Consider the following 20,082-nt stretch of genomic DNA (forward strand, 5'->3'; position numbering starts at 1 on the left):
CATCAGGGATTGCCTTTGGTCGAAGGAGCCAGGCCGTCGCGCCCCCCTCACCACCGCATCCCGTCGACAAAATCGATGAATGCCCGCAGCGGCGCTGGCGTCAGGCGGCGGCCGGGGTAGTAAAGGAACGGACCCGAGAATTCCTGCCACCAGGGCTCCAGCACGGGCTCGAGCCTGCCATCGTCGAAATAGGGGCGCAGCCAGTCCTCGAACAATGAGACGATACCGCCGCCGTCGACCGCCACGCTGACAGCGAGGTCCATCGCCGTGCCGGTGCTGACCAGCAGCGGGCCGGTCGGGTCGACGCTCACCGTCTCGCCGTTGCGTTCGAAGTCCCAGGGCGGCATGGAGCCGCTGGCGAAGCGGCCGCGCAGGCAGGCGTGATCGAGCAGGTCGCGTGGATGGCCGGGCCGGCCGCGCCGATCGAGATAGGCCGGTGCGGCGGCGGTGGCGAAGCGCTGCCGGCGCGGGCCGATCGGCACCGCGATCATGTCCTGCTCCAGCCGTTCGTCATAGCGGATGCCGGCATCGCAACCGCTCGCCAGTATGTCGACGAAACTGTCCTCGGCCGTCACTTCGACGCGGATGTCGGGATAGGCCGCGAGGAAGGGCGGCAAGAGGCGAGGTAGCACCAGTTTCGCGGCCACCACCGGCACGTTGAGCCGTAGCGTGCCCGCCGGACGGCCGCGAAAACCGTTGACCACGTCGAGCGCGGCCTCGACCTCGCCGAGCGCGGGGCCGAGCCGCTCCAGCAGGCGCGCGCCGGCTTCGGTGGGCGCGACGCTGCGCGTGGTGCGGTTGAGGAGCCGCACGCCGAGCCCGCTCTCCAGCCGTCGCACCGTCTCGCTCAGGCTGGAGGCGCTGAAGCCGGTCGTCCGCGCCGCCTGCCGAAACCCGCCGGCGCGCGCCACCGCCATGAATGCCTGGAGGTCACCCAGATCGGATGCCATTGTTCACCTTTCCGCACAGCCTGTGCCGATTGCGCCATATTATCGCGCGGACGGGGACTGTCTATATCGGGCCGATCCAAAGGAGATCGAGACCCATGACCGACATCAGCAAAGCCGGAACTTTCAAGCTCGGCGACCGCACCGTGAAGCGCCTGGGCTATGGCGCCATGCAACTGGCCGGACCCGGCGTCTTCGGCCCGCCGAAGGACCGCGACGGGGCGATAGCCGTGCTGCGCGAGGCCGTTGCCAGCGGCGTCGACCATATCGACACGTCGGATTTCTATGGTCCGCACGTCACCAACCAGATCATCCGCGAGGCGCTGCACCCCTATCCCGCGGACCTCACCATCGTCACCAAGATCAGTGCGCGGCGCGGCGAGGATGCCTCGTGGATCCCGGCGATGTCGCCACAGGAACTGACGCAGGCCGTGCACGACAATCTGCGCAATCTCGGGCTGGACGTGATCGAGGTCGTGAACCTGCGCTCCATGCATGGCATCCACGGGCCCGCCGAAGGCTCGCTCGAGCCGCAACTCGAAACGCTCGCCGAACTGCAGCGCCAGGGGCTTGTGCGCCATATTGGCTTGAGCAATGTCACCCGCAAGCAGATCGCGCAGGGACGCGGCATGGCCGACATCGTCTGCGTGCAGAACCAATACAACATCGCGCATCGCCAGGACGACGCGCTGATCGACGAGCTTGCCGCCGACGGCATCGCCTATGTGCCGTTCTTCCCGCTCGGCGGCTTCACGCCGCTGCAGTCGAGCACGCTTGCCGACGTCGCGCAAAAACTCGGCGCCACCCCCATGCAGGTGGCGCTCGCCTGGCTGTTGCAGCGCTCGCCCAACATCCTGCTTATCCCCGGCACCTCGTCAGTCGGGCATCTCAGGGAGAACCTGGCGGCCGCAGAGCTTAAGCTGCCGGCGGATGCCGTCCAGGTCTTGAACGGCATAGCAGGCGAGACCGAGCAGGCCGCGTGACGCGTCGAAAGGCCCCGTTTGGCCGGCTTGCCGCCGGGGCCTCGATGCGGCCTCGGCGGCAGCTTGCTAAGCTGACGCTGCCCATGGCATCTGTCCAATACCACGGATCGACCCAAGCAGCATGGCTTCACGACCACCACCGCCCGGCAGGCCGCCACCCGGCAAGCCACGCAGCGCCGGCCCTCCTGGCGTCAGCCTGAACCGAGCGCTCTCAAAACTCGGCCTGTGCTCGCGCACGCAGGGCGAGGCGCTGATCGCGCAAGGCCGCGTGCGCGTCGGCGGCAAGGTGGTGCGCGATGCCGCGCTGCGCGTCGACATGAACCGCGACAGGATCGTCGTCGATGGCGTCGAGGTGGTTGCCGAGCGCAAGGTCTATCTCATGGTGAACAAGCCGCGCGGGCTGGTCACCACGCGCGACGACCCGCTCGAGCGCGACACCGTCTATGCCTGTCTCGAAGGGCTCGACCTGCCCTTCGTTTCGCCGGTCGGCCGGCTGGACAAGGCCAGCGAAGGCCTGCTTCTGATGACCAACGACACACGCTTCGCCAACCGGCTGATGGACCCGGCCTCGCACCTGCCCAAGACCTATCACGTGCAGGTCGCCACGGTGCCGGATGAAACGATGCTGGACAAACTCCGCGCGGGCGCCACCATCGACGGCGAGGCCTTGGCGGCCAATTCGATCGAATTCCTGCGCAGCGGCGGTCGCACGGCCTGGCTGGAGATCGTGCTCGACGAAGGCAAGAACCGCCACATCCGCCGCCTGCTCGCCGCTCATGGCATCGAGGTCAAGCGCCTGACCCGCGTCGCCATCGGCAGCCTGCCGCTCGGCGACCTCGCCAAGGGCGTGGCGCGGCACCTCACGCCGGAGGAACTGGCGCTGCTGGCGCAGTGAGTGGGCGGCGAAGCCACTATTCGACGTTGATGCTGACGGCGGTCTGATGGGCATTGCCCATATAGGTGTGGACCGAAAACGTGACCTGGTCGCGCCCCTTGTATCCGGGGTTCGACCGGTAAAACCCCTTGATGCCGTCCACTTTGTGGGCATTGCATTTCCAGCGCTCGTTCGATTTGCTGAAACCGGTATAGAGCTTGGCATGCACGAGCCTGATCTTCCCGTGGCTTGGGCCCGCGACGATCCTGACATCGTTCGCGCCGGCGCTGGAACAGTCGGCATTCAGGCTGGCATCCCTGAAAATATAGATCTCCTGTCCGGAGAGCGCCGCCTTTCCATAGCTTTCCGCCGCCGCCGGCCAGGCGGCACATCCCAGAACCGCCAATGCCGTTATCACACCTGTCGTCCGACGCTTCATTTCAACGATCCTCCTGCTTGTACGATTTAGGGGCAATTCCAGGAAAAGTGCGTAATGGTTTTCCGTCCGGAATTGCGTAAAACAAAGCGTTCGGGCGAGCACTACTCCACCTTGATGTTGGTGACGTATTTGAACGCGTCGCCGTCATAGGTGTGAACCGAGATCGTCACCTGATCCCAGCCCTTGAAGCCAGGGCTCGACCTGTAAAGCGCCTTGATGCCATTCACCTTGTGGGAATTGCATTTTGCACGGTCGTTCGACTTGTTGTAATGCGTAAACACCCCGTCATGGACGAGTTTTACATTTCCGTGGCTTGGACCCGAGACCACCCTCACATCGTCCCTGCCCGCGCTGGAACAATCCACGTTCAGGCTCGCTCCGCCGAAGAAATAGACATCGCGGCCCGAAAGCGCTGTCTTTTGGGAGGTGAACATGCGGTTGGAAGCAGCCGCCGGACTGACCGCAAAAGCCAGAAGCGCCAGGCCGGCCATGATGCTTGTCGCGCGGTGAGACATTTTTTTCCCCCGTTTCAGAAATTTCCCACCGGCGATTTTATGACGGCACAAATCCAGGCTCAAATCACGGAAACAGCCATACCAATCAATTCATGGTTATCAGAACAAAATCGAGTAAAGGCCCGGCGATCGCCTTTATCAACACTCTGCCGAATGAAATGGAGTATTCCTGTCGAAACAACGCCATGAAAATCGTGAAGCCATAAACTTTGCCAAGAACAGATTGCCGATTGCGCTGTTTGACACCTGCCGATGATTTCTCCCTCGCGCCGTCCAGGAGTCGGTCAGGCCCGAATAGACAATCGCACCCCCTCTCCTGACAGAAAGCTGGCAGGAGACTTGGGCTATGCATCGGCTGGGAAGCCCGGCCCGGGCTTCAGTGACCAAGGAACCTAAGCGATGAATTTCGTCTCAGTCCGCATCATCACATCGGATGTCCAGCGCCTCGTGCGCTTCTACGGTGAGGTCACCGGCATGCCGGTGACGGTCTATACCGAAGACTTCGCCGAACTGACGACGCCAGCCTGCACGCTGGCGATCGGCAGCACGCGCACCTTGATGCTGTTCGGCGGCGACATCGCCCGCCCCGCCGACAACCACACGGCCATCCTCGAATTCCGCGTCGGCGACGTCGATGCCGAATTCGCCCGGCTGTCCAACCTCATCAAGAACACGACCGTGCAGCAGCCGACCACCATGCCCTGGGGAAACCGCTCGCTGCTGTTTCGCGACCCCGACGGCAATCTGGTGAATTTCTTCCAGCCCGTCACCGCCGAGGCGATCCGGAAGTTTGACAGATAGAGACGGTCGGGATTGGCTAGGGTTTGGGAATTGCCGAAGCCTCCCCGCGTTCGTCATCCCAGGGCGGAGCAGCCGCGAAAGCGGCGTCGCGGAGACCCTGGGATCCATGCCGCGATGCTGGCCGTGGAGTGCAGCGGAGCAGATTCCGCACCGTGGCCGCGCTCGGAGGTCGCGGCATGGATCCTCGGGTCTGCGCGGCGTCGCTACGCTCCTTGCTCCGCCCGTGGATGACGAAAAGACGGCGCTTCCGCGCCGAGCCGGTGCCCGCACTACTTCCCGTTCCACTTGCGTACGACCGGCTCACCGAAATCATGTTCGTAGCCGAGCACGCTGATGCTGGCCGTGTCGAGCACGAACAGCGCCCCGCCTTCCGGCGGCAGACCCAGCCAGCGGGCGGCCAGCACGCGCAGGAAATGCGCGCTGGAAAAGATCAGTATGTCGGCATTGGCCTTGCGCAGGCGCTCGATGATCCTGTCGGCGCGGGTGCCGACATCGGCCGCCAGCTCGCCTTGCGGACAGCCGTCGCGAAACACGTTCCAGCCCGGCCGCTCGGCCAGGATCTCTTTCGTCGTGCGCCCTTCATAGGCGCCGTAGTCCCACTCCTGCAGATCGTCCATCTTGACGCTTGCCGCGCCAAAGCCGGCAAGCACGCTGGTGTTGTAGGCGCGCTGCGAGGGGCTCGACCAGACGGCTGAGAAAGGTAGGCCTTTCAACCGCTCCGCAACACCCCGCGCGGCCGCCTCGCCGGCCGGCGTCAGCGGCATGTCGGTGCGCCCGGTATGCTGCCCCGAAAGGCTCCATGCCGTCTCGCCATGCCGGACCAGATGGATTTGGGGGAACGCACTGCTCATGGGGTACCTTTCGATGTCGGCGGCACCTTAGAGGACGATGCGGCAAAGGGGAATCCGGGGTACTGGCGAAACCTCGCCTGGCCCTGATTCCCGCCGCATTGGCACAATGATTGAGCGTGCGGCATAACTATCTCTGCTGGATAGTCATCAGGCACGACAGGCAACACCATCATGTACAAACATCTGCTCATCGCCACCGACGGTTCTGACCTGGCCGGCAAGGGTGTCGCCCAGGGCCTCACACTGGCCAAGGGCATCGGCGCCGCCGTCACCTTCGTTACCGTCTCGGAACAATTCCCGATCTTCGCCTGGGGCGGCGCCATGGCCGGCTATGCCGCCGGCGACGAACTGGTCACCTATCAGGAGGAAGCGCGCCGCTATGGCAAGGAAGTGCTCGACAAATGCAAGGCATCCGCCGATGCCGCCGGCGTGTCCGCCACGCTGGTCCATGTCGAGGACAAAAGGCCGGCCGAAGCGATCCTGGAACTGTCGCGGGCGCAAGGCTGCGACCTGATCGTCATGGCCTCGCACGGCCGCCGTGGCCTCGGCAGGCTGCTTCTGGGCAGCCAGACGGCGGAAGTGCTGTCCTACACCGAGATCCCGGTGCTGGTGGTGCGGTAACGGCCGCAACCCGATATTTTCAAGCTGGCGCCATCGGTCAGCGCGGTTTCACCGGTGCGGCTTCATTCGCCAGGGCATATTCAACCCGTGGCGGATGCCCGAAGAGCTGTTTGTAGGCGCGGCTGAAGGCGGCTTCGGACTCGTAGCCGATGCGCAAGCCGATCTCACCCACGCGTGCGTCTCGCCTGGCCAGCAGATCGCGGGCCAGGCCCAGCCGCCATTCATTCTGGTAGCGCAGCGGCGAGCGCCCGACGAGCGCGGCGAAGCGCTCGCAGAAGCTGGACCGGGACATGCCGGCCTTGTCGGCCAGTTCATTGATGCTCCACCGCTGCAGCGGCCTTTCGTGAATGGCTTTCAAGGAACGGGCGATGCGTGCATCCGAAAGCCCGCCGAGCCAGCCCGTGGCGCGTCCTTCGTGGACCCAACTGCGCAAGGTGCGGATGACCATGAGATCGATGATGCGGGAAATCATCAAAGCCGCCCCGGGCTGGGCGTCGCTGGTTTCGACCATCAGGAAAGGCAGCATTCCATCGACCCACCCTGCCCCCTGGGCACGCTCGATATGGATGCATCGTGGCAAGGCGAAGATCATTCCCCGCAGGCTGTCAGGATCGAACCAGAAGCGGCAGGCGACGATCGCCACCCGCGGATGCGACGCCACCAGCCGCAACGCGCCGGGACCACGAGGCAGGAGCACGAGGTCGCCGGCCTCTATGACGACAGGGGCCTGATCCCCACTCTCCATGCGCAGCGCGCCGACGGTCACCACGACGATATGGGCTTGGCCCTCGTCGAGATCGAGTTGCTCCGCCTCTGTCAGCGTGCGTGAAAAAACCTCGTCGCCGGTAAGCCTGATCTGCGCCAGCACATGCGAGAGAAGGTCCCCGGAGACACCGGCACGCGGCCCTCCATCCGGAAGAATGGTCAAATTTTCAGGCAATTCCATCATGGATGCGACCGGCCGGCTCCGCTACATTCCTTACGACGATAGCGCATTTTCGTGCTGATTATGCGCCGTTTTTTCCTTGGATCAAAACCAATCCCGCAGCCAAGGCTGCGAGAACGGGCTGTTCCAATCATCCAACTCGGCGAACGTGGTTCCAAATCGATCAAACGGATCAATCGCCATCCAACCAACGAGACAGGAAATTCCAATGAGCACTCAAACCATCCAGGCGCCCGGCGCCGCATCGCAGTGGCTGAAATCCTATTATTTCCTCCGGGCCGGCTTTTCGGTCGCCTGGGTGGCGGCGGCCTTCACCCTTGGCAAAAGCGCGCCGCCGGTCTCCGCGCTACTCCTGGTCGCCTACCCCTTGTGGGACGCTATCGCCAATATTCTGGACGCGCAGCGTAGCGGCGGCCTGAAAGCCAATCCCAGCCAGGCGCTCAACGCGGTGGTCAGCACGATCACGGCCATTGCCGTCGTCATCGCACTCGGACAGGGCCCGCACGCGGTTCTGGCGGTGTTCGGTGCGTGGGCGGTTCTCTCTGGCCTGTTCCAGCTTGCGACCGGTGTGCGCCGTTGGCGGGCAGGCGCGCAGTGGGCGATGGTGCTGAGCGGTGCGCAGTCGGCGCTGGCCGGTGGCTTCTTCATCAAACAGGCAATCGGCACCGCGACGCCTGGCATCACCGACATCGCGCCCTATGCCGCGTTCGGCGCCTTCTATTTCCTCGTCTCGGCCGTATGGCTGGCCGTCACGCAGGCACGCAAGCCCACGTAAAGGCCTGGGACTGGTTGCCGCGGCGGCCTTCGCTCAAACCACTTCCAGCACCTTGCCCGTGTCGTGCTGGCGCACGAAATCGACGCGGCCGCCGTCCCAGTGGTAGCTGTAGTGGCGGCCCTGAACCGGGACACCGATGGCGTCGGGCCAGAAGATGCCGATGCACTCCCCATCGGGCATGCGCACGCTGTTCCACACCAGCCCGTCGCTGCCGGCGGCCCGCAGCGCCCGCCCTTCCGCCTGCGACGCCGTGTAGTCGTCGGGATCGAGCACGCCGGGCACGGCGTTGACGTCGTCGAGGTCGCGATCGACGCTGCCGATCAGCACGCGGAAATCGGCCGTCCAGCCGGGCGCCTCGTTGGTGGCGCGCATGAATTTCTGGTGATGGTGGATGGTTTCGGCCAGCGCCACGTCCTCGCTGTCGCCGGCATAGTAGATGCCGTAGCTGCCGTCCGAAAAACGGCCGGGCCGAAGGACGGAACAATGCACGAAAGGCGCCATGACGAAACTGGCGCCAGGACCGGAAACCCGCCTTGCGGCCGGCACCTTGCCGAGATCGCCAAGCTCCAGCCGGATGCGCGGGTTGGTCTTCTCCTCGACGGCGGCGAGCGCCTCCCAGTCGCGCGGATCGGCGATGTCCTCGAAGAGATCGATCGGCGGATGGATGGAGCGGATGATGCGATAGGTCTGGGGCCAGTGGACGCGGCGCCGGACCGCGAGCCCACTCACCATGCACCACGCTCCGCGTCGAGCCATTCGCGCATCGCCGCGAGATCGGAAATGTCGCCGCGCAGCATCACGTCGAGCGCCGACTGCCCGCCGAAGGTGGCATTGGGCTTGCGTATCCAGGCATAGCCGCGCGCCGGCTCGGTGAAGAGGTAACGCAGCCCCTTGTGGATGCCCATCAGATGCGCCATGCGGGTGCGCAGGTCGCGGTCGATCCGGCCGATGCCGCCCTCCTTCCAGCGCGCCCAGGTGCGCGCCGAAATGCCGCCAAGCAGGACGCAGGCCTCGAAGTCGGTGAGGTTCCAGGCCTTGAACAGGTTGACAGTGGTGCGCGCCAAGGCGCCTGCCTCTTCATCCGAAATGGCTGAGCCGACCGTGGCCGGTGTGGCGGTGATGGCTTGAAGCTGCATATTTGGACCTCGCGAATTGGCAGATATATAGCATGTATATGCCAATTGGCAAGGCGGGGAGCCATTGCTGGTGAGGACCGCGCTGATGGCGATTAGATGGTCCGAACAATATAAGCACAGTCGAATTTCCCGGTAGTTGGATTTCCAACTAAGGTCGCGCGTGCCCCTAAACGGTCCTTGGCGCGGTTCCGCGACCCGTGACAAACCGCAAGATCGGTCGAGCGCGTCATGTCCGCATACGCTTTAGCTGGTGCTGCCACGGAGAACGGAATGATGAAGGCGGCGCTTCAAAACTACCATGCCCGGATGCAGAGAGTGTTGGATCATATCGACCAGCATTTGAACGGCAATCTGGACCTGGATGCTTTGAGCGGCATCGCGGCATTTTCCAAATACCATTTCCACCGGCAGTTCACGGCGACCTTCGGGCTGTCCGTGCATCGCTATGTCCAGCTTGCCCGCATGAAGCGCGCTTCATACCGGCTGGCCTTCAGGGATGCCGAAAGCGTCACGGACATAGCGATGGATGCCGGTTACGATGCACCGGACGCCTTCGCCCGCGCCTTTCGGCAACGGTTCGGGCAGTCTCCTTCATCGTTCCGGAAGTCGCCCGACTGGGCACCGTGGCTTGCAGCCTTCGGGCCTATGGACAATGCAAGGAGCAAGCTCATGCACATTACCTATGACCACGACGACGTGACGATCCGCGATGTGCCCCCGACGCCGGTGGCGATCATGGAACATCGAGGCGACCGGGCGACACTCGGCGACACCATCCAGCGGTTCATCGCCTGGCGCAAGGCCGCCGGCCTGTCGCCGGTGACGAGCCCGACGTTCAACGTCTTCCGTTCCGAGAGGATCCCCGCCAACCCAGCCGACTACAGCATGGACCTGTGTGTCGGGACTGACCTGCCGATCGACGCTGATGACGGGCAAATGATGGCTGGCGTGATCCCCGGCGGACGCTGCGCCGTGTTGCGCGTCGTCCACAATACCAACAATCTGGAGCCAGCCGCGCTCTACCTTTATCGCGACTGGCTTCCTGCCAGCGGCGAGGAAGCGCGTGACTTCCCGATCTATTGCCAACGGCACTTTTCGATGTTCCCGAATGTGCCGGTGCCTGATGTGGTCTGCGAATTGTTTCTGCCGCTGAAATAGAGCCTTCTGACGGGACCTGTCCCTTCTGACCGGGCCGGCGTTGCGCCGGCCCGAAAGTCCTGCACTACTCCGCCGCCTCGTACCCCGCGATGCCCTTGATCTCGAGGAAATCCTCGAGCCCGTATTCGGCGTATTCGCGGCCGTTGCCCGACTGCTTGTAGCCGCCGAAGGGCAGGCCGGCGTCCCATTGGGGATAGTTGATGTAGACATTGCCCGAGCGCATGCGGGCCGCGACCTCGCGCGCCTTCTGCAGGTCCTTGGCCTGGATGTAGGAGGCAAGGCCGTAGACGGTGTCGTTGGCCTGCTCGACAGCCTGCTCGACCGTGTCGTAGGGCAGGATCGCCAACACCGGCCCGAAAACCTCCTCGCGCGCGATGCGCATGTCGTGGGTGACGTCGGCGAACACGGTCGGCCTGACATAGTAGCCGCGATTGAGTTCGGCAGGGCGGCCGGGGCCGCCGGCGACCAGCGTGGCACCCTCGTCGATGCCGCTCTGGATCAGGTCCTGGATCTTGTCGAACTGGACCTGGCTGACGACGGGGCCGAGCTTGGTGTTGGCGCCGTCGGCTGGACCGACCGTGAACTTTTCCGCCGCCGTCTTGGCATATCCCGCGGCCTCGTCGTGGCGGTCGCGCGGCACGAACATGCGCGTCGGCGCGTTGCAGGACTGGCCGCTGTTGCTGAAGCAGCCGGCGACGCCCTTGCTGACGGCGGTGGCGAGGTCGACATCCGGGAACAGGATGTTGGCCGACTTGCCGCCAAGCTCCTGATGCACGCGCTTGACGGTGTCGGCGGCAGCCTTGGCCACCAATATGCCTGCCCGGGTCGAACCGGTGAACGACATCATGTCGATGTCGGGATGGCTGGACAGCGCCTGGCCGACGCCAGGGCCGTCGCCGTTGACGAGGTTGAACACGCCCTTCGGCACGCCGGCCTCGTCGATGATTTCGGCGAAGATGATGGCGTTGAGCGGCGCGATTTCCGAGGGCTTCAGCACCATGGTGCAGCCGGCGGCGAGTGCCGGACCGACCTTGCAGGTGATCTGGTTCAGCGGCCAGTTCCAGGGCGTGATCAGGCCGACGACGCCGATCGGCTCCTTGACCACGAGATGGTTGCCCTTGACGTGGCGGAACTGGAAATTCTTCAGCGTCTCGGCCATTTTGGCCAGATGCGCCAGGCCGATGCCGACCTGGCTGTCGAGCGCCATCTGGCGCGGCGCGCCCATCTCGCGCGACACGGCGATCGCCAGATCCTTGCTGCGCTTCTTGTAGACCTCGATGACGCGGTTGAGGATGTCGAGGCGTTCCTCGACCGAGGTGAAGCCGTAAGTGTTGAAGGCGCGCTTGGCGGCGGCCACCGCCTTGTTGACATCGGCCCTGGAGCCGAGCGAAATCCGCGCGAAAGCATCCTCGTTCGATGGATCGATAACGTCGAGCGTGTTGGGCACGACAGGATCGACCCACGCGCCATCGATGTAGAACTGCAGATCGTGTGACATAGTCTCTCCTTGGGGTGCCGCATGGCCAGGCCGTGATATCTGGCTAGAAATAACGATGCGCAAACGGCGCTGTCAAACGCAACCCCCGAACTGGTTGAGCCAACGCGGCAGTGGTTGAGCCAGAGGGCTGGACCAGCGATGAGCGGACTATAGCAGCGTATGCCCGGCTTCGCCCAGCAAACCTCTTGCCGCAGGCTCGTCAGCCGCTTTCACCAGCAGGTGGTCGCCATCGAAGGTCGATACCAGGAAGATGCCTAGCCCGTTTTCCGACAGCGGCCTGATGACGGACAGCACGATGCCGGTTTCGTCGAACGCGAACGGCCCCTGCAATTTGAAGGCGACCCAGTCGCGGTCATGCTTGACGGCATCGGGCACGCGATCCTGAAGGCAGGTGATCGAGAGCTCGTCGTCGGTCCTGGTGATGCTGACGAAACCTGGTCCGTCCGCCCAGCCGGGGATGCCGTCAGCGGCTTGAAGCCGCGAAATCGCGTAGAGCCCGGACAGTTGCTTCAGCGTTATCCTCGCAGCCATCGTCGCGCTCTGATCGTCATGCCAACCTCTTGCTCATATAGACCGTCACCCCATTCATGAACGGCTCTTCCCGGTCGACCGTATAGCCGTGCCGCTTGTAGAGCGACACGTTGGCTTCGAAGGCGCCGTTGGTCAACAGGCGAAGCTCGTTGCGGCCCGCCTCGCGCGCCTTGATTTCCGCACGCTCCAGCAGGAGGCGGCCGATACCCCTGCCCTGCGCTTCCGGCGCGACGCAGACGTTCTCGATCCACAGGTGATCGTCGGCCAGCGTGGTCTCGATCATGCCGACGATGCGGCCGTCCTCGACGGCGAGGTCGAACGGATGCTCGGCGACGGCCTTTTCGTAGTCGGCGCGCATCGGCAGCGGCTCGCGGCCGATCACCGGCACCCATTTGGCATAGGCGGCACGCACAATGTCGCGGATGGCGGCGGCATCGGCGGGTTCGGCCGGCCGAAACCGGATGGCAGACTCGATGATCATGACAGTGCTCCAGGCATGAAAAACCCCGCCGGCTGTTGTCGCGGGCGGGGCTGGAAACGAGCGAAGCGGATTTATCCTGCCGGCCTTTGTCGTCGCGCAATCAGCGTGCCGCTCCACGCTGGGCGGAAGCGGCGTCGCTTGGCGATGACGGGCGCGGGAACGAACATCGCGGCAAGCTGGAGCAGCAACGGTCCCGCGTCAAGACAACGCCTCGGCCTGTCATTGGGCCAAACCGTCGGCAACGCCTTGGCCTGATACAGCTGGGACCCTCAGCGATCGATCCTCGCCGCCTGTTGCGGGGAGTATCGTTCTCCCTGGACGGCAATCGCCGAGACCGCGTTCTCGATATCGCGAAGATCGTCCGCGGTCAGGGCAACGGCGAGAGATCCGATGTTTTCCTCAAGGCGGTTTAGCTTGGTCGTGCCTGGGATGGGAACGATCCAGGGCTTGCGCGCCAGCAGCCAGGCAAGCGCGACCTGTGCCGATGTCGCGTTCTTGTCAGCCGCGATCGCGACGATGGCGTCGACCAGTGCCTGGTTTGCCTGGCGGGCTTCCTCCGTGAACCGCGGAACGCTGTTGCGGAAATCGTTGGCGTCGAACGTCGTCCCGGCGTTGATGGCGCCGGTGAGGAAACCCTTGCCCAGCGGACTGAAAGGCACAAAGCCGATTCCCAGTTCCTCGAGGACCGGCAGGATCGCCTCCTCGGGTTCACGCCACCAGAGTGAATATTCGCTCTGAAGCGCGGCGACCGGCTGCACCGCATGAGCGCGGCGGATGGTGCGCACGCCCGCTTCCGAGAGGCCGAAATACTTCACCTTGCCTTGGCTGATCAAGTCCTTCACCACGCCAGCCACCTCTTCGATCGGCACGACCGGATCGACCCGATGCTGGTAGAGAAGATCGATGTAGTCCGTCCTCAGCCGCTTGAGAGAGGCCTCGACGACGTCGCGAATATGCTGCGGCCGGCTGTCCATGCCCTGATGTCCGGCCGCACCGGCGATGTCGATGCCGAATTTGGTGGCGATCACCACCTGGTCGCGGATTGGCTGCAACGCCTCGCCGACGACCTCTTCGTTCCTGAACGGTCCGTAGACCTCCGCCGTGTCGAAGAAGGTGACACCGCGCTCGAATGCCGCCCGGATCAGACGGACCGCATCCGGCGTCTCCATCGGCTGCCCATATGACTGGCTCATGCCCATGCAGCCAAGGCCGATGGCCGAGACTTCGAGGCCGCTGTTTCCAAGTGTGCGCTTTTGCATCGTCAGTGTCCCTTCTTCTCGGCGTCGGCCTGTTCGAAGACCTTGCGGGCGATGCCGATCGCGGTGCTTGCCGGCGGCCATCCAGCATAGAAGGCAAGATGCGTGATGGCCTCGATGAGCTCGTCATGGGTTACGCCATTCTCGAGCGCCCGCTTCATGTGGAACGGCATCTCGTTGATCCGGTATCCCGAGACCAGGCTGGCGACGGTGACGAGGCTGCGGTCGCGCGGCGAGAGGCCGGGGCGTTTCCAGACGTCGCCGAAAAGCACCTCGTCGGTATAGGTGCCGAGTGCTGGAGCGATGTCGGAAAACGGGCTTTTGGGAGGCGCTGGGGCATGGGTCATGAGGATCTCCTTCTTGTGTCGTCGGTGGGCGAGGTCTGGTCGGTCAAATCCCGTATTGTTCGTCGGTGACATGCTCCATCCAGTCGACGACCTTGCCGTCGAGCGCTTCGGCAATGGCGATATGGCTCATCGCCGTTGTCGGCGACGCCCCATGCCAATGCTTTTCGCCCGGCGCGAACCAGATGATGTCGCCGGAACGGATCTGTTGGATCGGCCCACCTTCGCATTGCACCAGACCGGCGCCCGACAGAACGATAAGCGTCTGGCCGAGCGGGTGCGTGTGCCAGGCCGTGCGCGCGCCGGGCTCGAAGGTCACGGTGGCCCCGCCGACGCGCGCGAGGTCGCTGCCCTTGAAGGGTGCATCGATGCGCACCGCCCCGGTGAAATATTCGGCGGGCCCCTTCGCCGAGGGCTGCGAGCCGCTTCGTGTGATCTCCACGTTTTCCGTCCTTTCGTCATGCCGGGAGGACATTGCCGCCAGGCCAGGAGCGCCGGCTTGTTGGGCCGATTGCGTTCTATTTAGGGGCTGCGATGGTCATGAGTAGCTGCTATATCCGGCATGTACTTATGAGAGAAATTCATCAATGCCACGCGACAATCTGAATGAGTTGACCGCCTTCCTCGCCGTCGCGCGCGAGAAGAGCTTCACCAGGGCGGCGGCCAAGCTTGGCGTATCCCAATCGGCGCTCAGCCATGCCTTGCGCACGTTGGAAGAGCGGCTGGGCGTCCGGCTTTTGACCCGCACCACGCGCAGTGTCTCGCCGACCGAAGCCGGCGAACGCCTGGCCCGCACCGTCGGACCGAGGCTCGACGAGATCGAAAGTGAGCTCGCCGCCTTGAGCGCATTGCGAGAAAAGCCCGCGGGGACCATCCGCATCACCGCCGGCGAACATTCGGCCAACACGGTCCTATGGCCGGCCATTGCCCGGCTGTTGCCGCAATATCCCGACATCCGGATCGAGATCGTCGTCGACTACGGCCTGACCGACATCGTCGCCGGGGGTTACGACGCCGGCGTACGGCTGGGCGAACAGGTGGCGCGAGACATGATCGCGGTGCGCATCGGGCCGGACATGCGCATGGCGGTGGTCGGATCTCCGGCCTATTTCGCAAGCCGGCCGAAGCCGCGCACGCCGCAGGACCTGACCGATCACAATTGCATCAACCTGCGCCTGCCGACCCATGGCGGGCTCTATGCCTGGGAATTCGAGAAGGCCGGACGCGAGCTGAAGGTGCGCGTCGACGGCCAGTTGATCTTCAACACGGCGGGGCTGCGCATGAATGCCGTGTTGGCCGGCGTCGGCCTCGCCTATCTCCCGGAGGATCAAGTGACGGCGCATCTCGCCGATGGCCGTTTGTTGCGGCTCATGGCCGACTGGTGCCCGCCGTTTCCCGGCTACCACCTCTACTATCCCAGCCGCCGCCAGGCGACGCCCGCCTTTACGCTGCTGGTCGATGCGCTGCGTTATCGCGGCTAGCTTACGGGTCCAGGAACCAATTCAGCCGGACAGCGTTCACGGTGGTTAAATGGAACCTTGCGCATGACGGACCTGTCGAACAGTTCGACACTCGATCTATCCCATCAAATCCTCGATAATCTTCCTGTCGCCATCTACACGACCGATAGCGAAGGCAGGATCACCTATTTCAACCGGGCCGCGGCCGATTTTGCCGAGCGCGAGCCCGAGCTCGGAAAAGACCAGTGGTGCGTAACGCACAAGCTGTTCACGACCGACGGGCAGGTGTTGCCGCACGACCAATGCCCGATGGCCGTTGCGTTGCGGGAGAACCGGCCGGTCAGAAACCAGTCGGCCATCTCGCAGCGTCCCGACGGCACGCGCGTGCCCTTCCTTCCCTATCCCACGCCGCTCCATGACGACCAAGGCAGGCTGGTCGGGGCCGTCAACATGCTGTTCGACCTCACCGACCGGCATCTTGCCGACGAGGCCAGGCATCATCTGTCGGCCATCGTGGAATCCTCCTTCGATGCAATCGTCAGCAAGGATTTGAACGGCGTCATCAAGAGCTGGAACTCAGGCGCCCAGCGCCTGTTCGGCTACACCGCCGACGAAGCGGTCGGCAGGTCCGTGACGATGCTGATACCCGATGACCACCTGGACGAGGAGCCGCGCATATTGGAGCGCATCCGCAAAGGCGAGCGGGTCGAGACCTACGAGACCATCCGCCGCCGCAAGGACGGCAGCCTAGTGCCCGTATCCCTGACGATCTCGCCCGTACGCAATGCCGTCGGCCGGATCATCGGCGCCTCCAAGATCGCCCGCGACATCTCGATAGCCAAGGAGAGCGAATATCGCATCCGCATGCTGATGCGCGAGGTCAACCATCGGGTCAAGAACCAGTATTCCGTCATCATCTCTATGATCCGCGAGACCAGCAAGAGGTCCTCGACACCGGCGGAGTTCGAACGCCAGGTGCGCGAGCGCATCATGGCGCTGTCGCTCTCGCACGACCTGCTGGTGTCCGGCGACTGGCGAGGCGCGACGATTTTCGAGCTGCTCCTGGCACAAGCCAAACCGTTCGGCAACGAGGAACGGATTTCCATGGCTGGCCCTTCCCTGACGCTGAACCCCAATGCCGTCCAGTATCTCGGCATCGCCTTTCATGAACTGGCGACCAACTCCGCCAAATATGGCGTGCTTTCGGCCGCCGAGGGAACGATATCGGTGCAATGGAAGGTGAGCCAGGCAGGCGCCCTGAAACGGTTCCAGCTGATCTGGAAAGAGCGCGATGGTCCTCAGGTGCAGAACATCGGCCATGGCGGTTTCGGCACCGTCGTGCTCCAGCGCGTCGCTCCAGCAGCTGTAAGTGGCACCGGCGTTCTCGAATATGACAGCCACGGCGTCACCTGGACCCTTGAAGCCCCCTTGTCGCAGCTCGAAGCCTCGGTCGACAGCGAGCACGTCGACCCACAGGCGATCGACGAGGTGATCGGCGGACCGGAATTCGAAGTCCTTCCCTGATGCCGCACTCGCATTCCGGCATCGCCGCTCTATGTCTTCCCCGAACAAGCATTTCTCGCCGTCCGGAACAGTCGTGGAAGACATGCGGTTGGCAAAGCACCGGAGCATGCTATGACCGATGAAGATCTTGCCAATAGCTATCGTGGCTACATCGCCTGCCTCAAAGCCCAGGACTGGCGGAGCCTAGACCGCTTCGTACACCAGGAGGTGCACTACAATGGCGACCGGGTCGGCCTGTCGGGTTACCACGACATGCTGGAGCGGGATTTTCGCGAAATTCCCGATCTCTATTTCGACATCCAGCTGCTGATCGCCGATACGCCTTTCATAGCGAGCCGCCTTCAATTCAACTGCACGCCGAAGGAAACTTTTCTCGGCCTGCCGGTCAACGGCAGGAAAGTGTCCTTCAGCGAGAACGTCTTCTACGAGTTTCTCGACGGCAGGATCAGGCACGTCTGGTCGGTGATCGACAAGGCGGCGATCGAAGCGCAGCTGTAGGCCGGCCCTTCACCGCTCGTCTGCTTTTCGAAGCGCGCCTAAGACCGTTCATAAAAATCGATCATTCTAACGAAAATAATTCGTTGGAAAGATTAGTCTTGGAATGACATTTCTCCGGCATGTCTGCACGGAGAATTGCATTGTCGTCCCTGATCCACATCGCGAACGGTATTCCGAAAGGCCTGATTTCCGCCGATCTGGCCCAAGGTCGCAAGCGCCTCGATTCCCTGGGAAACGGCATCATTCCCGGCATCGTGCTGGTGGCGATGATCACGGCCGTCGCCTTCTCGGCCCGCAATGTCTCCGGTTTTGCCCTGTTCAGCCCGATGATCCTGGCCGTCGTCGCCGGCATGGTCTATTCCAACGTGCTCGGCACACCGGTGCACGCCAAGGCGGGCATCGCCTTTTCGCAAAAGCGCCTGCTGCGCTTCGCCATCGTGCTGCTCGGCTTCCAGCTGACGCTTGGCCAGGTCGTCTCGATCGGCGCCGGCGGCGTCGGCATCGTCGCACTGACCCTTGGCGCCACCTTCGTCTTCACCATCACGCTCGGCCGGCTGATCGGCGTCGACGCCAAGCTCACCCAGTTGATCGCCGCCGGCACCTCGATCTGCGGTGCCTCGGCGATCGTCGCCACCAACATCGTCACCGATGCGCGCGACGAGGACGTCACCTATGCCGTCGCCTCGATCACCTTGTTCGGCACCATCGCCATGCTCGGCTTCCCGCTGCTGGCGCCGCTGCTCGGCCTCGACCAGCACGCCTTCGGACTGTGGGCCGGGGCCTCCATCCATGAGGTGGCGCAAGTCATCGGCGCCGGTTTCCAGAACGGCACCCAATCCGGCGAGATCGCCACCGTCGCCAAGCTGACCCGCGTCGCCATGCTTGCGCCGATGATCATCGCGCTCGGCCTGATGGCGCGCCGCAAAAGTGACGACCAGTCGGCTGCACGCCCGCCCATGCCGTGGTTCGTCGCCGCCTTTGTCGCCGTCGTGGCATTGAACAGCCTGGTTAGGATACCAGCCGAAGTGAAGCAGGCGGTAGTGCTGGCCACCACCATCATGCTCACCATGGGGCTGGCCGCCATGGGCCTGCAGGCGGACATTTCGCAACTGCGCTCGCGCGGCCTGCGCCCGCTGGCGCTCGCCTTCTGCGCCTTCCTGTTCATCGGCGGCTTCAGCCTGATGCTGGTGAAGGTCTCAGGGTAACTAATCCTGGAACGAACTCGCCGCGACATAGATCGCCGCCAGCGCCTCGATGCCGGCCTGGTCGGCACTGTCGAAGCGGCCGGGCAGCGGGCTGTCGAGATCGAGCACGCCGAAAACGCCCTCCTCGTCCTCAAGCAGCACGACCAGCTCGGAGCGCGAGGCGGCGTCGCAGGCGATGTGGCCGGGGAAATCATGCACGTCCTTGATCAGCATCGAGGTGCCGAGCTCGACCGCCGTTCCGCATACGCCTTGGCCGACGGCAATGCGCACGCAGGCCGGCTTGCCCTGGAAGGGTCCCAGCACCAACTCTTCGTCCGACGCCAGGAAATAGAAGCCGGCCCAGTTGAGGTCGGGCACCATCTGGAAGATCAGCGCCGCGGTGTTGGCGGCGTTGGCGATCGAATCGTGCTCGCCCTCGAGCAGCGCCTTCAATTGCTTGGCAAGGTCGCGGTAGAACGCGGCCTTGTCTGAGATATCGATGGCCTGGGCCGCGAACATGATTTGTCTCCAAACTGGGAATCGCGGTTCCGTTTCCGCAAACCCTGCACCAAACGACCACCGGACCATCCTAGGCAATTCCAGGAAAATGCGAAACGGTTTTCCGTTCGAAATTCTGTCCGTTGGCGCCTTGGCGCTATCTCCATTCCCGGCGCAAGATTTGATTCCGGCGGGAGAAAAATTTCAAAAGTATTATTTCGAAGCGCGGTCTCCTGACGCCGACAAGGAGGCCAAATTATTCGAAAGATTGAATTTTTCCTTCCGGGCGCCTATTTATCGAGAAGTTCATTTTCACGATTTCACGCGCGAAGGAGATTTCTTCAATGGCCGACGGCAATCAGACGATCATGCAAAAAGCTGAAGCCCGCTTTGTCGACAAGCAGAAGAAAACCGCGGAGCGCAACAAGGCAACCGCCGAATACATGTCCGAGGCGAGGGCCAGGGAGATCAAGACGGCAAGGCTGAGGGAATTGCGCCTGGCCAAGGAAGAAGCCGATCGCGTGGCGGAAGCGCTGAACCCGGCGCCGAAAAAGAAGCGTGTGGCCAAGAAGGCATAGAGTCACTCCAAGGACGTGAGCGGTCTCCCGCTGGGCTTGCACCGAGTCAAGGAATGCGGCGGCTCAAGCCACGTCTGACGTTCCAGCCATGCAATGATCCTGCCGACCAAGGGCAAGAGCGTCCAGCTCCACACCGCGGCGCGTTCCCTTTCACCTGCCTTTCGGCCTCGAAGATGCGAAACGT

Annotated in this window: 25 protein-coding genes; 11 read left to right on the forward strand and 14 right to left on the reverse strand. The window is 63.5% G+C overall.

All coding sequences use genetic code 11. The features are described 5' to 3' along the window. Positions 1-47: 47 nt before the first annotated feature. Positions 48-950: a LysR family transcriptional regulator gene (locus LB554_RS07875; RefSeq protein WP_015316796.1), complete on the reverse strand. Its 903-nt coding sequence runs from the start codon at positions 948-950 to the stop codon at positions 48-50. Between the two features lie 95 nt (positions 951-1,045). Between LB554_RS07875 and LB554_RS07880 the strand changes: the two genes are divergently transcribed. Then, positions 1,046-1,930: an aldo/keto reductase family oxidoreductase gene (locus tag LB554_RS07880; RefSeq protein WP_224583964.1), complete on the forward strand. Its 885-nt coding sequence runs from the start codon at positions 1,046-1,048 to the stop codon at positions 1,928-1,930. Between the two features lie 121 nt (positions 1,931-2,051). Further along, positions 2,052-2,825: a pseudouridine synthase gene (locus LB554_RS07885; RefSeq protein WP_224583966.1), complete on the forward strand. Its 774-nt coding sequence runs from the start codon at positions 2,052-2,054 to the stop codon at positions 2,823-2,825. Positions 2,826-2,841: 16 nt separating this feature from the next. On the opposite strand, the gene LB554_RS07890 is transcribed toward LB554_RS07885, so the two are convergent. Next, complete coding sequence (locus LB554_RS07890; protein WP_224583969.1) at positions 2,842-3,345, reverse strand: hypothetical protein; 504 nt, start codon at positions 3,343-3,345, stop codon at positions 2,842-2,844. Next, positions 3,345-3,758 (reverse strand): hypothetical protein, encoded by a 414-nt coding sequence (locus LB554_RS07895; protein ID WP_015316792.1) that lies wholly within the window; start codon positions 3,756-3,758, stop codon positions 3,345-3,347. The genes LB554_RS07890 and LB554_RS07895 overlap by 1 nt, the downstream gene beginning before the upstream one ends. 399 nt (positions 3,759-4,157) lie before the next feature. Between LB554_RS07895 and LB554_RS07900 the strand changes: the two genes are divergently transcribed. Further along, a complete protein-coding gene (locus tag LB554_RS07900) occupies positions 4,158-4,559 on the forward strand; it encodes a VOC family protein (RefSeq protein WP_224583970.1) in 402 nt (133 codons plus the stop codon). Positions 4,560-4,828: 269 nt separating this feature from the next. Here the strand turns inward: LB554_RS07900 and LB554_RS07905 are convergent, their stop codons facing one another. Further along, a complete protein-coding gene (locus tag LB554_RS07905) occupies positions 4,829-5,410 on the reverse strand; it encodes a histidine phosphatase family protein (RefSeq protein WP_224583972.1) in 582 nt (193 codons plus the stop codon). 171 nt (positions 5,411-5,581) lie between these two features. Between LB554_RS07905 and LB554_RS07910 the strand changes: the two genes are divergently transcribed. After that, on the forward strand, positions 5,582-6,031 hold the full coding sequence (locus LB554_RS07910; RefSeq protein WP_141906939.1) for a universal stress protein: 450 nt from the start codon (positions 5,582-5,584) through the stop codon (positions 6,029-6,031). A gap of 37 nt (positions 6,032-6,068) precedes the next feature. On the opposite strand, the gene LB554_RS07915 is transcribed toward LB554_RS07910, so the two are convergent. Next, entirely contained in the window at positions 6,069-6,980 is a 912-nt protein-coding gene (locus LB554_RS07915) for an AraC family transcriptional regulator (RefSeq protein ID WP_224583974.1), read from the reverse strand. Between the two features lie 205 nt (positions 6,981-7,185). Here LB554_RS07915 and LB554_RS07920 point away from each other — a divergent pair, with 205 nt between their 5' ends. After that, entirely contained in the window at positions 7,186-7,752 is a 567-nt protein-coding gene (locus LB554_RS07920; protein ID WP_140824340.1) for a DUF308 domain-containing protein, read from the forward strand. 33 nt (positions 7,753-7,785) lie between these two features. Here the strand turns inward: LB554_RS07920 and LB554_RS07925 are convergent, their stop codons facing one another. Together LB554_RS07925 and LB554_RS07930 are read right to left on the reverse strand one after the other, a co-directional pair. After that, a complete protein-coding gene (locus tag LB554_RS07925) occupies positions 7,786-8,484 on the reverse strand; it encodes an RES family NAD+ phosphorylase (RefSeq protein WP_140663555.1) in 699 nt (232 codons plus the stop codon). Then, positions 8,478-8,888 (reverse strand): MbcA/ParS/Xre antitoxin family protein, encoded by a 411-nt coding sequence (locus LB554_RS07930; protein WP_015316785.1) that lies wholly within the window; start codon positions 8,886-8,888, stop codon positions 8,478-8,480. Before LB554_RS07930 ends, LB554_RS07925 begins: the two co-directional genes overlap by 7 nt. A 273-nt stretch (positions 8,889-9,161) precedes the next feature. On the opposite strand from LB554_RS07930, the gene LB554_RS07935 reads away from it, so the two are divergent. Then, positions 9,162-10,046, forward strand: coding sequence for a GyrI-like domain-containing protein (locus LB554_RS07935; protein WP_224584050.1), 885 nt, complete (start codon positions 9,162-9,164; stop codon positions 10,044-10,046). A 64-nt stretch (positions 10,047-10,110) separates the two neighbouring features. Here the strand turns inward: LB554_RS07935 and LB554_RS07940 are convergent, their stop codons facing one another. The 6 genes from LB554_RS07940 to LB554_RS07965 all read right to left on the reverse strand — a co-directional run bounded on the left by LB554_RS07940 (position 10,111) and on the right by LB554_RS07965 (position 14,598). After that, positions 10,111-11,544, reverse strand: a complete 1,434-nt coding sequence (locus tag LB554_RS07940; protein WP_224583976.1) for an aldehyde dehydrogenase family protein — start codon at positions 11,542-11,544, stop codon at positions 10,111-10,113. Positions 11,545-11,691: 147 nt separating this feature from the next. Next, positions 11,692-12,075 (reverse strand): ACT domain-containing protein, encoded by a 384-nt coding sequence (locus LB554_RS07945; protein WP_140824338.1) that lies wholly within the window; start codon positions 12,073-12,075, stop codon positions 11,692-11,694. Positions 12,076-12,091: 16 nt separating this feature from the next. Then, positions 12,092-12,556 carry a GNAT family N-acetyltransferase gene (locus LB554_RS07950; protein WP_140617885.1) on the reverse strand — a complete coding sequence of 155 codons (465 nt, stop codon included), beginning with the start codon at positions 12,554-12,556 and terminating at the stop codon, positions 12,092-12,094. 269 nt (positions 12,557-12,825) lie between these two features. After that, positions 12,826-13,815: an aldo/keto reductase gene (locus LB554_RS07955; RefSeq protein WP_224583977.1), complete on the reverse strand. Its 990-nt coding sequence runs from the start codon at positions 13,813-13,815 to the stop codon at positions 12,826-12,828. A 2-nt stretch (positions 13,816-13,817) separates the two neighbouring features. Further along, on the reverse strand, positions 13,818-14,159 hold the full coding sequence (locus LB554_RS07960) for a carboxymuconolactone decarboxylase family protein (protein ID WP_015316779.1): 342 nt from the start codon (positions 14,157-14,159) through the stop codon (positions 13,818-13,820). Positions 14,160-14,202: 43 nt separating this feature from the next. Then, complete coding sequence (locus tag LB554_RS07965; protein WP_140876516.1) at positions 14,203-14,598, reverse strand: cupin domain-containing protein; 396 nt, start codon at positions 14,596-14,598, stop codon at positions 14,203-14,205. 145 nt (positions 14,599-14,743) lie between these two features. Between LB554_RS07965 and LB554_RS07970 the strand changes: the two genes are divergently transcribed. The 4 genes from LB554_RS07970 (at position 14,744) to LB554_RS07985 (ending at position 18,843) form a co-directional block, all read left to right on the forward strand. Then, positions 14,744-15,637 carry a LysR family transcriptional regulator gene (locus LB554_RS07970; protein WP_224583979.1) on the forward strand — a complete coding sequence of 298 codons (894 nt, stop codon included), beginning with the start codon at positions 14,744-14,746 and terminating at the stop codon, positions 15,635-15,637. A gap of 63 nt (positions 15,638-15,700) precedes the next feature. Next, positions 15,701-17,140: a PAS domain S-box protein gene (locus LB554_RS07975; protein ID WP_224583980.1), complete on the forward strand. Its 1,440-nt coding sequence runs from the start codon at positions 15,701-15,703 to the stop codon at positions 17,138-17,140. 111 nt (positions 17,141-17,251) lie between these two features. Further along, positions 17,252-17,638, forward strand: coding sequence for an ester cyclase (locus tag LB554_RS07980; RefSeq protein WP_224583982.1), 387 nt, complete (start codon positions 17,252-17,254; stop codon positions 17,636-17,638). A 140-nt stretch (positions 17,639-17,778) separates the two neighbouring features. Beyond that, complete coding sequence (locus LB554_RS07985) at positions 17,779-18,843, forward strand: YeiH family protein (RefSeq protein WP_224583984.1); 1,065 nt, start codon at positions 17,779-17,781, stop codon at positions 18,841-18,843. Here LB554_RS07985 and LB554_RS07990 read toward each other — a convergent pair whose 3' ends face one another. Beyond that, complete coding sequence (locus LB554_RS07990) at positions 18,844-19,341, reverse strand: GAF domain-containing protein (RefSeq protein ID WP_015316771.1); 498 nt, start codon at positions 19,339-19,341, stop codon at positions 18,844-18,846. Between the two features lie 323 nt (positions 19,342-19,664). Between LB554_RS07990 and LB554_RS07995 the strand changes: the two genes are divergently transcribed. Next, positions 19,665-19,898: a hypothetical protein gene (locus LB554_RS07995; protein ID WP_015316770.1), complete on the forward strand. Its 234-nt coding sequence runs from the start codon at positions 19,665-19,667 to the stop codon at positions 19,896-19,898. Positions 19,899-20,082: the final 184 nt, after the last annotated feature.

The organism is Mesorhizobium sp. CO1-1-11 (assembly GCF_020164995.1).
Taxonomy (GTDB): Bacteria; Pseudomonadota; Alphaproteobacteria; order Rhizobiales; family Rhizobiaceae; genus Mesorhizobium; species Mesorhizobium australicum.